Here is a 12,291-nt window from a genome sequence, read left to right as displayed (position 1 = left end):
ATCCTCTTATCCTGCTGTCTGATAGACGTTATGGTATTTGTTAACCATCACATCAATACTGAAGTGTTGTTGGCAGTGTAACCTGACTGCTTTTTTATCTGTTTCGATTTTATGTGTATCGATAATATATTGTGCCATCGCGGCAGTCATTTGTTTGGGTGAATCTGATGCCACCAAATGTGTATTGTGGAAGCTGGGAGCAATAAGATCAGGATTTCCACCAACGCGGGTTGCAATAACCGGCACACCACAAGCCATAGCTTCCAGGATGGTATTGGAAATTCCCTCCGCCAGCGAAGGCAATACAAATACATCCAGTGTTGGCATGATGTGGTCTATATCCTGACGATTACCCGCCAGCCATACCTGTTTTTCAAGATCAACCTTTTGTATCATCTCCTGCAGGCGGGGTTTAAGCATGCCGTCACCGACAATAATTAATCCCAGATTGTTTTTTTCATGCGGAAATTGATTGCACAAATCAATAAATGCCTGCATCAACAATGTTTGGTTTTTTACTGCGGCGAGTCTGCCTACAGTGCCAAATATTAATTGTGGGCGCTGCGGGAACGGGCAGTCTTCAACAAGTGATTTTTCATTTTCCGGTTGGAATTTGTTGGTGTCCACGCCATTGCAAATATGGTGGATACGTTTGACTGGTACTCCAATAATATCGCGCAGATAGCTGATTGATTCGGTGGATAAACCAATAAACTGATGCACTAAACCTTTAAGTAAGCGTCTGATTTTTTGATTTTTAACATTGGTGCCGCCTAAGTCGGTGGTATCCCAGCCGTGCTCACCATGAATTCTCAGCGGAACTCTGTTTAACCAGCCAACTAATTGGTATTCCATGCTATTCAGATTGCGGGTGTGCAAACAATCTGGTCTCAGTTTCCGTAACAATTTAAACAGCCTGACAAAACAATGCAGATCCCAGCCTGGCGCTTTTTTAAGATCGAAAATTTGTACATTGTCATTTTGGATACGTTTAGCAAATTCTGCATCGAATCCATTTAGTGTGATGATACTGTGTTGATATTGTTCCTGAGGCAATCGGTTTACCAGATTTACCAGTCCATTTTCCAGACCACCGGTCGATAGGCGATAGATAATGTGAGCGACATGCTTTTTAGTCATCACTAAGTACCTTGCTTAGATCCTGACTAAAAAACGCATCAGCCTGTTGTTTAAATAATTTGTCGTCGTTGCTATGGCGCGTTAGCTGGTGAGATAAGGCAACAAAATATCCTTGCTGAGGAAGGCCAAGAATGGCCTGAGCGGCTTGTACAAGTTTAATTTCAATACTGGATGGGCTTTGCCTCCAGGCCGTTACGTAACTATAGGCGACCAGTCGCTTGTCTCCATTGGTATTATTTATTTCCAGTAGTTGATAATCGTTGGTTTTACGCGATGAAATAAGTGACCAGTTTTTAAAGTCGTAAGGGTAATGCGTACTATTGATCAGTTCTGCGTTTTCAAGACTATGTTGATAATAAGCGATATAAATATCATTGTTATTTATGCGCCCTTCTAACTGTTGTGAGGCGTTATTGAATATAGGTTTCCAGGACCAGTTATTGTTAGCTGGGGTGATATCGCCCAACTCAGTTAAATTAACCTCTGCAGGTAATGTTGGGTTTTGTGCCGACTGAATATAGGCAATACCTGAACAATACAATACTAATGTTGCCAATAAAGGTTTTAGAAGTATTGGGACTGCAATCTTGTTATCAGTTAGTTGGTCATGTTCTTCATTATTTTTTTCCGGTAACGGGTCTCGCCAGATATTACCGATGGCAAACATCACAAATAACACAACACCAAACCAAAGCCAGCCATAGATTAGGTGATCCACTCCGGTGGCATATTTCATATCAGACAAATGCGCAATTAATACGATGCCATAAGCTCTTATACCGTTGGCAACAATCGGTAAAACCAGTGAGAAGATGATAAAAATGAGGCGTTTTTTCCAGCCGTTATAAGTGATGTAGGCAAACAGGGTACCCAAACAAAATGAGGCAATAAGGTAACGAATGCCGGAACAGGCAACCGCAACCTCAAACAAACCAGAAGGCACAGCAATATAAAGACCTTCACGATATACTGGTATATTACTTAGTTGTAAAAAGAACACAGTGAAATCAGCGGTAATATTTTGCAGTTGGGGTATTAAAAACTCACCAGCCGGTACGCTAAATAGCCAGAAAACAAGTGGGAACAAAATAACTCTGGTTGCTTTATTTCCGAGTATTGACCAGTAAATTAACGGCAGAAGTGCAAATGCGGCCACTTGTTCTGCTACCAGAATCTGGGCTAAACGTCCGGCAATCCATAACAGCAACATGCAAGCGATAGGAATCAGTGCGAAATAATTTGCCTGGGTTGGGACTTGTTTGAATCTTATCCACCTTAAATGAATTAAATAAATGCAAATAGGGGCAATTAAAAATCCATGAGTGAAGGTTTCGGAACGTTCCCAGATCAGGATGGTTGACCATACAGACGAGAAAAACAGTGCAAACCATGCAATAAATATCGCCACCATTAAGTGAAATCTACTTAATTGCATATGGTGTCCTCACCTAATAATTTTTGTTGCAGTCCGGCTAAGGTTGCATCCCATTGTAAGTTTTCAGTTATCCATAAACGGCTGCAGCTTGCGTCTGCCGGTGCGTCGAGCTGCTCTAATACTATTTGAGCAAATTGTTCTGGTTTATCCGCGATAAAAATGGCCTGATTTCTGGCATCAATACCTTCAATCGCCAACGATGTGCAAATAACTGGTTTAGCCAATGACATGGCTTCCAGCACTTTATTTTGAATACCCCGGGCGATTTGTAACGGTGCCACATTAATTTTCGCGGCCAGCACGTAGGGGCGAACATCTTTTACTCTGCCGGTGACCACTATGCCGGGTATTGCGGCCAAAGCTTTGACTTTTTCGCTTGGGTTACCACCGACAATAAAAAAACGCGTATCAGGGCGTTGAGCGACTATTTGTGCCCATACATGTTGAACAAACCATAAAACGGCATCGACGTTAGCCCAGTAATCCATGGCGCCGGTAAAACAAATGTCGACTTTATCTTTTAGTGGAACAATATCACTGGCGGTAGGAGAGAAATATTCTGTATCCACACCATTATAACAGTGGCCGATTTTATGGCTTAACTTGGATGGCATAAGTTGCCTGAATAACCCGGCTTCTTGCGGAGACACAAACAATGACCAGGCAGAGCGTTCACATAATGTTTGCTCTTCTTGTTGCAACTTTTGATGCTCGCGCTGATAAATCCAGCGTTTTATCAGGTTGCCTTGCTGGGCATACTGGCGCCATTTATCTGAATCCACATCAACAAAATCAGTAACCACGTTTAATTGTGGATGAGGGTAAATGAATTGCCCCATGGTGGATGAAAACACTAAGGCATGCTTGATTTTGTGTTGTTGAATCAGTTTATCGACCTGTGCTTGCATAATGCGTGAGCGGTAATAAGGAATTGATAATGCCTTGCCTGTTATTAAACCCGTTGCCGATTTAACTAACGCTAGTTTTTTGTTGAGGTTTTCCACATACAAGCTGGCGCATTGCTGCTCGAGAACAGAAATGTACTGCTGATCCTGTGCATCATCGATAAAACAAACACAATGCACATCGAAATGTTTATTCAGCTCACACAAAATATTGTACGAACGAATTTTATCGCCTTTGTTAGGTGGATATGGAATTCGGTGTACCAAATAAAGCAACGACGGTTTGTTCATGTTTTACCCCAGATAACGGGATAAAAACGGCCCGATAAATCGGCTAACTGAGATAGGCAGTTTTTTCCATAAACGAATAAAAAGTTGGTACTTAGGGTTGTTAGGGCTGAGATTAGGTAACTCAGTCGCTTTCACCAAATAATACTGATAGTGCAAAGAAACCGGCTCCATGCCCCAGTGTTTTTTGTATTGGTAAGCGCCTGAATCGATTTTACTGCGCCCAAAATCAAAACGTTGCGTATCCCTGTTTTGACGTGCATGGCACATCAACTGGTAATACATTAAATCGTTACTTTTTAGCTCTCTGGCTTCGGGTAAACCACCGCCATAATAAGGCAGTACGTCACCTTTATAATAAAAACTAAGTACCGATGATACGGACTTGCCCTGATGCGTTACGGTCAGAATTTCACATTGCTCGCCAAATACTTTTTTTAAGGTGGCGAAGTAGTGTTTAGGAAAAACCGGGGTGCCAAGGTTACGAACACTTTCGGAATAAATGTTGTAGCACTCGTCAACGTCACCACTAACAGTATATTCGAGGTTGTTTTTAAGTGACTGGCGGATAACTGCACGTTGTTTCTTTTTAATGCCGGCCAGAATACTTTCGTCATCGTCGCCTAACATATAAGAAAAGGTCGCATGGGCGCATTTTTCTGACAGTTGATTTTGACGTTCAAAGGGGTAACGCAATTCCAGATAATCCACTTCGAGCTTTTCAGCTAAATCAATAGCGGCTTGTTCAAGTGCTGTCATGACCTGGGGATCGTCGCTGGCGACACCACCGTAAACACAAAACGGCGTGGAGATAAGTGCCTTACCAAATAACTTGCTCGATTGATGTGCTAATGGCAACACACCCAAAATTTGATTGTCAGACTCGGCATACAGGAAATGGCATGAGTGACCATATGCGTCTTCAATAACGGTTTTCCACCCGCTTAAATGGAAAAAGCTACCAAGACTGCATTGTTCAACAAACGCGTCCCATTTTTGTTTAGTGGTCTCGTCCTGACCCAGCGTTTTGATTTCAACGGCTGTCACTAGCTTACTCCGTACACATCCTTCATGGTTGACCAGTTGAAGTCGATTAACAATTGTTCCAGTTTGCCAAACGTCTTGTTCAAATTAATGTAGTGCCTGAAATTAGATTTCCACGAGGCACCTTGTACTCTGGGCTGATCTGGATCGATTTCCCAGGGGTGGAAATAAAAGGAATAGGGCTGCTGTTCTGCATCCAGATATTGTTTGATAAGCGTGCGTGATAGCCAGTAAGGATATAAACGGAAATAACCGCCGCCACCAATCGCCATTTGCTTGCCCATTAACTTAAGTGTTGGGATCGGGATTTCAGTAATATTTTCCGGACGACGATAAGCAAAACGAGGCCAGTCAGGTGTGCCATATAAATCGTGTTTTACCGGATAGGTACTGGAACTGTAATCAAATCCAAGTTCGACTAAGGTTTCAAACGCCCACTCATTGCTATATCCAATTGAAAAGCTAGGCGCCCGGTAGCCTTGCACGGCGTTACCTAACAATTGTTCTAAATGATCTTTTGAGCGGGAAACATCCTGTTTAAACACCTCGGGTGTTTGTTCAGTCGCTCTGCGATGTGCATAACCATGGCTGGCAACTTCGTGGCCACGTTGCTGAATCTCTTTGACTAATTGCGGAAAACGTTCTGCGACCCAGCCAAGCACAAAAAATGTCGCTTTAACCTGGTATTTGTCGAACAAATCCATCAAACGGTAGGTATTGTCTGCCACTCTGGGTTGATATTGCGCCCAGTCATCAGGAGAAATCACATTATCAAAAGCAGATACCTGGAAAAAATCCTCAACATCCACAGTCATCGCATTGATGGTTGGAGATAACTTTTTCATTTAGCGTCCTTTGCCAAATAACACCACTTCTACGGTACGAATTAGGATCAATAAATCCAGCATTAAACTTTGATGTTTCACGTAATACAGATCGAATTTGAGCTTTTCCATTGAATCTTCAACGCTGGCACCATAGGGGTAATTTAACTGGGCCCAGCCTGCTAACCCGGGGCGTACGTTATGGCGCTGATTGTAATAAGGAATTTCTCTGATTAACTGCTCTACAAATTCAGGGCGCTCCGGGCGCGGACCAATAAAGCCCATTTCACCACGCAATACATTCATTAATTGTGGTAGCTCATCTATGCGATATTTACGAATAACATTACCCACCTTGGTGGTGCGATTGTCATTTTTCGATGCCCATTTGGCGCCGTCTTTTTCTGCGTCTGTTCCCATACTGCGGAATTTGACTATACGGAAGATACTACCATTTAAGCCTATGCGATCCTGGCGATACAGTATGGGTGCGCCAATGCCATCTTCTATCCAGATGGCGATAATGGTGCCAAGCATCAGTGGCCAGGTAAATAACAGTATAAAAAATGCCAGGAACGCGTTTATACCGTAATTAAGTGCATCTCTTAAATAGTTATGGGTATGAAAACCATTGGAGTATATAACCCAGCTTGGGTAAATCATATTCACTGCAATCTGGCCTGATTCTCGCTCCATAAAATCGAGGATATCGACAATTTCAATGCCGCGAACGCGGCAATCAAACAGAATATCGATCGGCAAGGTGCCACGACGTTGATCACAGGCAATGACAATTTCTTCGATGTCATGTTCAGTTAAATAATCACGAAACGCTTCATCGATGGGCACTTCGACAATAGTTTCATTTTTAATGCCGTTTTCACGGTCATCACCTGGCATCGGGATAAAACCAAATAGTTCAAAGCCTAATCGATCAACATCACGACGCATACGTTGCTCGATTATGGCTGCGCGTTCACCTGCTCCAATGACAATGATCTTGTTTTTACCCAGACCCAGTGCGCCCATTTTATTGGAAAAATAGCGGAAAATGGCCAAAGCTAAAATTGTCAGACCTGAAGCAACCGGAAGGTAATAAGTATGCATACTGATATTTTGCAAAAGCGTGCTGGTCAGCAGCTCCATAACAAAATAACCTAATGCAACGCTGACAAATATGCGTCTTAAAATACCGCGGAAGGACTCTCTGAGTTTGGCTTCGTATAAACCAACAGATAACGCGGACAGTTGAATAAATATAACCAATAAAGCAATGTTAATTGCCAGAACATCATTTTTCGGGGCTATGGCATCGTTAGCGAACTGCATTACCATCCAATTGGCAATATGTGCTATATAAGCGATGATAACCGCTTCTAAAATAACAAGTATATTGGAGCGTCTTACCTGCTTTCCTTTTCCTGGTCCCATTAAGGCTCTCGCAATTTCTTTATATTATTGTGAATTTAAAAATCTAATAACGTCATCAAACCAGAAATAATTTATCGGTACTGATTTGGACAACGCTGTATTATAAGTTGCTAATCTTATTGAATCTGTTACAACTAAGCTAATTTTATTTTGAAAAATATGGATGTGGAAACTGTACATGATGAAAATAAAAATAACACCGGTTGCTGTTATGTTTTTATTACTGGCGCAGCTTGCAGGATGCAGTACTAATCAATTACCTCCTGCTACTACACGCGCATCACTTACAACGTCTGTTGATAACTACAATTATTTGATTGGTCCAGGTGACAACTTAAATATATTTGTATGGCAAAATCCTGAAGTCTCAGGCTCTTTTGTTGTGCGTCCGGACGGTAAAATTACGACATCATTAGTTGAAGATATTTCTGTCACTGGGAAAACACCGACACAGCTTGCGCGTGATGTTGAAAAAGCATTGTCGAAGTATATTCGCGATCCTATAGTGACAATTAGTGTTAACCGATTTAATGGTCCTTTCAGTGAACAGGTGCGAGTCATTGGTGAGGCAACTAATCCCAAAGCTGTTAATTATGCAGAAGATATGACGCTGCTTGACCTGATGATTCAGGTTGGTGGTCTGACGCAATATGCCGATGGTGATGATGCCAAATTGATACGAGTCGTAAACGGAGAACAAAAGGAATATCCTGTTTATCTTGAATCGCTGATTAAAGACGGTGATATCAAAGAGAATGTCGATATTCTTCCTGGAGATATTTTAATTATTCCTGAAGCCTGGTTTTAATTTGGTGGCATTTTTATCAGGGATGTTTTTAAAATAATGGAAATTAGCAGCAGGCTTTAGCAGTAAATAATTATGATGGGAATTCAGCAGGCGCTCGATCAGGCATTAACCTTCTTAAAAGGAATTTGGATAAAGAAGCGTTATATTATTATTTCGTCCTGGTTAATATGCCCTATCGGGTGGGGGTTGGTATCAACCATGCCCGATCAGTACGAGTCTTCAGCCAAGGTCTTTGTTGATACAAATAGTCTTTTGCGCCCTCTGTTACGTGGTCTTGCTGTCTATAACAATCCCGAACAGCAGGTCAATCTTGTCGCGCGTACCTTGTTAAGTCGTCCAAACCTTGAAAAAATAGCACGGGAAGCTGATCTGGATATTCAGGCCAAAACACAGGAAGATTTGGATGAAGTGATTGACGAGCTGAAAAAAAATATCAGTTTAAGCAGTACGCGTGAAGATAATATTTATACCATCAGTTATCCTTCTGCTTCACCGGAGCTTTCGCAAAAAATCGTTCAAATCACGTTAAATGAGTTTGTGGAAACCTCGTTAGGATCGAATCGTAAAAGTAGTGATTCCGCAGAGGAATTCTTAAATCGTCAGATTAAAGAGTACGAACAGCGATTGTTAGAGGCTGAGCAACGATTAGCTGAGTTTAAGCGTAATCGTATGGATAAGGCGCCTGGGGATACAGGTGATTATTATTCTAAACTGCAGAGCCAAAAAGGAGCCCTGCAAGAAGCCCAACTTCGTTTAAAAGAACTTAACTCGCAATTAGTCTCTGCCAGAGCACAGTTGGCTGGCGAAGAGCCTGTTTTTGGTCTGGCTACTCCTTCCCCTGAGTTGGATACAAATCCAAATATCAGCACTCAGTATGATGGGCGTATCGCTTCTTTGGAACAGAGGCTCGATGATCTCCTGATTAAATACACTGATCAGCATCCGGATGTAGTGAAAATTCAGGGTTTAATTAAGAGTCTTAAAGCCGAGCGTAAAAAACAGTTGGACGCCATGAAAGATGTGGCTGACAAAACCGGTTCATATAGCCAGTTTGGCAATCTTAATCAGAACCCTGTGTATCAGGAGATGAAGATGAATGTTGCTAATCTGGAAAGCGAAATTGCTTCAATTGAAGTGAGGGTAAAGACCTATAAAGATAACGTTAAGTCTCTTGAAGAAAAGATAAATCTCATTCCGGTTATTGAAGCAGAATTTCAGGGACTTAACAGGGATTATGGCATTATTAAGTCTAAATATCTTGAGTTGCTAAGTCGCAAGGATTCTGCTGAATTATCTCGAAAAGCTGAAGCGACTTCTGACGATATTCAATTCCGGGTGATCGAACCGCCCAGATTGCCTACTAAACCTTCTGGACCTAAACGTATTATATTTTATGTTCTGGTTTTGTTTGTCGGTTTTGGTAGTGGATTAGGAATTGCCTTTATTGTTAGTCAGATAAATCCGGTTGTGTTTAGTCATTATCAGTTAACACAGCATTTTAAAATTCCAATTTTAGGTGCTGTTTCTCATGTAGAATTGGCCAAAATTGCCCGGGTAAATCGTCGCAGAGTAATTATATTTTCGCTGTCGACAACCGTCCTATTAGTTATGTTTGCAGGCATCATAGGGGTAGAACTGATTTATGGTAAGTTGCCATTGCATTTGCTGGAGAGATTCATATGAGTACAATCGAAAGAGCATTGCAAAGACAAAAAGCGGCACAAAATAAACAGGAAGAAACTAATAAAGAGCCTCAAACTGATGTTGATGTAACGCAAACTGAACATGCGTCTTCCAGTTCAACTTCAGAACCCTCCATACCGCAATCAGAAAACATTAATAGTAATTTAATGCTTAATCTGGAGCTGGATGAAAAGTATTTTGTTACTGCAAATTCTATAAAAAGTTTGATTGGCGAAGAGTTCAGAGCAATCAAACGCAAGGTATTAAATACAGCGTTTGGCCCGCTGTCCAAAACCCTGAATAACAGCAATATTATTATGGTTTCAAGCGCCAATCCCCATGAAGGAAAAACCTTCACTGCAGTGAATCTGGCACTAAGTATTGCACTAGAGCAGGACAAAACCGTATTGCTGGTTGACGCCGACGTATTACGTCCTAATGTAATGAGAACATTGGGTGTAAGTTATGAAAATGGCCTAATGGAATATTTGTTGGGTGAAGTCAGTGATATATCAGAAGTGATGTACCACACCAACATTGATAAGTTGCGTATTATTCCTGCAGGAAAGTCACATCACCTTTCAACCGAAATGCTTGCCAGTGAAAAAATGCTGGAAACGGTAAATGAGTTTGCCACACGATATTCTGATCGGGTTGTTATTTTTGACTCACCACCTTTGCTTGGGATTAATGAGACCGCCATTATGACTAATCTGGCAGGACAGGCTGTTGTGGTTATTGAGGAAGGTAAAACTAAGTTAGCTGATTTAACCAATGCTATAGAGCAGCTGAACCCTGAGATGGCTAAAGGCTTTGTTGTCAATAAGTCGTCTAAAGGTAATTTTGGTCATGGATATGGTTATAACTATGGATATGGGTATTACGGTGCCGAAAGGGATTAAGTCACGAACTTCGTTTGAGGTAAAGGCGCTATCAGCAACCATAACATGTTTGTTTGCGAATACTGCTATTGCTGATTGGAATTTAGTACCTGAACTTGAAACCAAAGTTAGTGTATATAACAAACAATATGTTTTCAGAGATTCTGTAGATAATGAAGTATTATCGATTGTCCCAAAATTGTCCGGAACCTTTGATGGAGTTAATCACGACTTCGGGTTTACCCTTCAACATACCAATATCGTTTCTAATGATACTAACTTGGCAAAAAACAGGAACTTCGATAGTTACCGTTTAAATTCTCAAAATTCTTATTTTGCCAAATCCTTAAATTTAAAGCTGAGTGCCACGCGGGACTTTCAGGCGCAAAATCGCGCGGATAGTTTATCTTTTGAGTTATTTGACAATTCTGAATCATTTGCAAAACGTGATCTCAGTTCTGCACAGTTGGGATTTAGATTACCTAACCCTCGATATATTAGATTTGAATCCTCTGTATTGGCGTCAAAATCGCGCACTACACAGTTAGAAGGAGAGTCTCTATATAACGGATATAATAGTGACACCTTGGGTGGAAGCATTGTACTTGCAAGTGGAAAAAAGATTCACGCCGTCAACTGGCTCTTAAGCGCAAATCGTAATAAGACTGATCGCGAAAACTATCAGGACTTTGACTCGACCGTACTAAATGGCAAAGTGTCCTTTCCATTTTTTAGTCGGACTTTGAGACTTGTTGTAGTGGGCCAACAGGAAGACAATAAAATTGGTAGTGCTGATAACCAGTTTTTCAATAATTATGATCAATCGAGTTACGGTGGGGGACTCGAGTGGTTTTTATCGGATAAAAGATATTTCACTGTTACGTATAACCGAAGTGAAAAAACACTTAATGACCAGAAACAAGACTTTATTGGTATTGATTCTAAATGGGCGTTTAGCGAAAGAAATAATCTTGCAGCATCTTATAATAAGCGTTTTTATGGTGATGCTTACAGTTTTTCATTTGAGCATGTTGGAAGGATGCTCAATATTAATGCCGTATACAATGAGGATATAACCTCAGAGTCTCGAATGAATCTAAATACGACCTCAACGGTATTAGTGTGTCCCCAAGGTGTAACGGATATCGGAAATTGCTTTCAACCAACTCCAGGATATGAGCTTCAGCCAGGTGAACAGGGTTTTAATCTAAATCAGTATGTTCCTGATCTTGTTGAGGAAGTTTATTTGCGTAAAAACGCTAATATTGCTTTGAGCTGGAAAAACAGAAAGTTAACTGTGGGGCTAAACCTAAATAAAGGTTCAATTGATTATCTTGAAACTAACAGGAAGCAAGATAATCAAATGGCTACAGCTACCGCAAGTTGGGAAATGAACCGAAATACTAAACTGAATATCAGTTCAAATTATGCTGAATATCAGTTCGAAACTCAGGATGAACCTGATATCACTCAAACCGTGAGTTTGGGATTAAGTAGGAAGCTTGGGCGAAATATTTCAACGCGTTGGGAATTACGTTACCTCGACCGTGAATCACCGATTGAAAATCGCAGTTTTATTGATAAGCGACTGACTGCGAGTTTAATAATTAAATATTGATCTGACTGGCAATAATGATCAGCACTACAGATAAGCCGATATAAAAAATTTCTTTTCGATACTTGCCTTTGTAATAAGCCTGTCTTCGCGAAAACTCACGCGATGGATGCTTGTGAGAAAAGTGACTTGCCTTATGGTTATTTGAGTGCATAAGAAAATGACCTTTTTAACGTTCAAGCTCTTTAGTTAGTTTAAGTAATAGCAGAATAGTTCGAAAAATGAACAGTTATTCTG

The 12,291-nt window shown here is 41.0% G+C and carries 10 protein-coding genes; 4 read left to right on the top strand and 6 right to left on the bottom strand.

The features are described 5' to 3' along the window. Positions 1 to 6: 6 nt before the first annotated feature. From H8B19_RS07715 to H8B19_RS07690, 6 genes are read right to left on the bottom strand one after another with little or no spacing between them, the layout of a single operon-like run. Entirely contained in the window at positions 7 to 1,140 is a 1,134-nt protein-coding gene (locus H8B19_RS07715; RefSeq protein WP_186506232.1) for a TIGR03088 family PEP-CTERM/XrtA system glycosyltransferase, read from the bottom strand. Next, positions 1,133 to 2,575, bottom strand: coding sequence for an exosortase A (xrtA, locus tag H8B19_RS07710; protein WP_186506231.1), 1,443 nt, complete (start codon positions 2,573 to 2,575; stop codon positions 1,133 to 1,135). Before xrtA ends, H8B19_RS07715 begins: the two co-directional genes overlap by 8 nt. After that, a complete protein-coding gene (locus H8B19_RS07705) occupies positions 2,566 to 3,771 on the bottom strand; it encodes a TIGR03087 family PEP-CTERM/XrtA system glycosyltransferase (RefSeq protein ID WP_186506230.1) in 1,206 nt (401 codons plus the stop codon). Before H8B19_RS07705 ends, xrtA begins: the two co-directional genes overlap by 10 nt. A gap of 3 nt (positions 3,772 to 3,774) precedes the next feature. Then, a complete protein-coding gene (locus H8B19_RS07700; protein WP_338401511.1) occupies positions 3,775 to 4,815 on the bottom strand; it encodes a FemAB family XrtA/PEP-CTERM system-associated protein in 1,041 nt (346 codons plus the stop codon). Beyond that, complete coding sequence (locus tag H8B19_RS07695) at positions 4,815 to 5,657, bottom strand: XrtA system polysaccharide deacetylase (protein ID WP_186506229.1); 843 nt, start codon at positions 5,655 to 5,657, stop codon at positions 4,815 to 4,817. The genes H8B19_RS07700 and H8B19_RS07695 overlap by 1 nt, the downstream gene beginning before the upstream one ends. Further along, on the bottom strand, positions 5,658 to 7,067 hold the full coding sequence (locus H8B19_RS07690; RefSeq protein WP_186506228.1) for a TIGR03013 family XrtA/PEP-CTERM system glycosyltransferase: 1,410 nt from the start codon (positions 7,065 to 7,067) through the stop codon (positions 5,658 to 5,660). 178 nt (positions 7,068 to 7,245) lie between these two features. On the opposite strand from H8B19_RS07690, the gene H8B19_RS07685 reads away from it, so the two are divergent. The 4 genes from H8B19_RS07685 (at position 7,246) to H8B19_RS07670 (ending at position 12,057) form a co-directional block, all read left to right on the top strand. Beyond that, positions 7,246 to 7,875, top strand: a complete 630-nt coding sequence (locus H8B19_RS07685; RefSeq protein ID WP_422121150.1) for an XrtA/PEP-CTERM system exopolysaccharide export protein — start codon at positions 7,246 to 7,248, stop codon at positions 7,873 to 7,875. A 72-nt stretch (positions 7,876 to 7,947) separates the two neighbouring features. After that, a complete protein-coding gene (locus H8B19_RS07680; RefSeq protein ID WP_186506227.1) occupies positions 7,948 to 9,558 on the top strand; it encodes an XrtA system polysaccharide chain length determinant in 1,611 nt (536 codons plus the stop codon). Next, a complete protein-coding gene (locus H8B19_RS07675) occupies positions 9,555 to 10,460 on the top strand; it encodes an XrtA-associated tyrosine autokinase (RefSeq protein ID WP_186506226.1) in 906 nt (301 codons plus the stop codon). Before H8B19_RS07680 ends, H8B19_RS07675 begins: the two co-directional genes overlap by 4 nt. After that, positions 10,426 to 12,057, top strand: coding sequence for a TIGR03016 family PEP-CTERM system-associated outer membrane protein (locus H8B19_RS07670; RefSeq protein ID WP_186506225.1), 1,632 nt, complete (start codon positions 10,426 to 10,428; stop codon positions 12,055 to 12,057). Before H8B19_RS07675 ends, H8B19_RS07670 begins: the two co-directional genes overlap by 35 nt. Positions 12,058 to 12,291: the final 234 nt, after the last annotated feature.

The sequence above is a fragment of the Neptunicella marina genome, assembly GCF_014270035.1.
Lineage (GTDB): Bacteria > Pseudomonadota > Gammaproteobacteria > Enterobacterales > Alteromonadaceae > Neptunicella > Neptunicella marina.
Note: the sequence above shows the minus strand (reverse complement) of the source record. Positions and strands in the feature narration are given on the sequence as shown.

Coding starts and splice junctions, on each gene's coding strand:
- H8B19_RS07715 (WP_186506232.1), bottom strand. CDS start 1,140: ATGACTAAAAAGCATGTCGCTCACATTATCTATCGCCTATCGACCGGT.
- xrtA (WP_186506231.1), bottom strand. CDS start 2,575: ATGCAATTAAGTAGATTTCACTTAATGGTGGCGATATTTATTGCATGG.
- H8B19_RS07705 (WP_186506230.1), bottom strand. CDS start 3,771: ATGAACAAACCGTCGTTGCTTTATTTGGTACACCGAATTCCATATCCA.
- H8B19_RS07695 (WP_186506229.1), bottom strand. CDS start 5,657: ATGAAAAAGTTATCTCCAACCATCAATGCGATGACTGTGGATGTTGAG.
- H8B19_RS07690 (WP_186506228.1), bottom strand. CDS start 7,067: ATGGGACCAGGAAAAGGAAAGCAGGTAAGACGCTCCAATATACTTGTT.
- H8B19_RS07685 (WP_422121150.1), top strand. CDS start 7,246: ATGATGAAAATAAAAATAACACCGGTTGCTGTTATGTTTTTATTACTG.
- H8B19_RS07680 (WP_186506227.1), top strand. CDS start 7,948: ATGATGGGAATTCAGCAGGCGCTCGATCAGGCATTAACCTTCTTAAAA.
- H8B19_RS07675 (WP_186506226.1), top strand. CDS start 9,555: ATGAGTACAATCGAAAGAGCATTGCAAAGACAAAAAGCGGCACAAAAT.
- H8B19_RS07670 (WP_186506225.1), top strand. CDS start 10,426: ATGGATATGGGTATTACGGTGCCGAAAGGGATTAAGTCACGAACTTCG.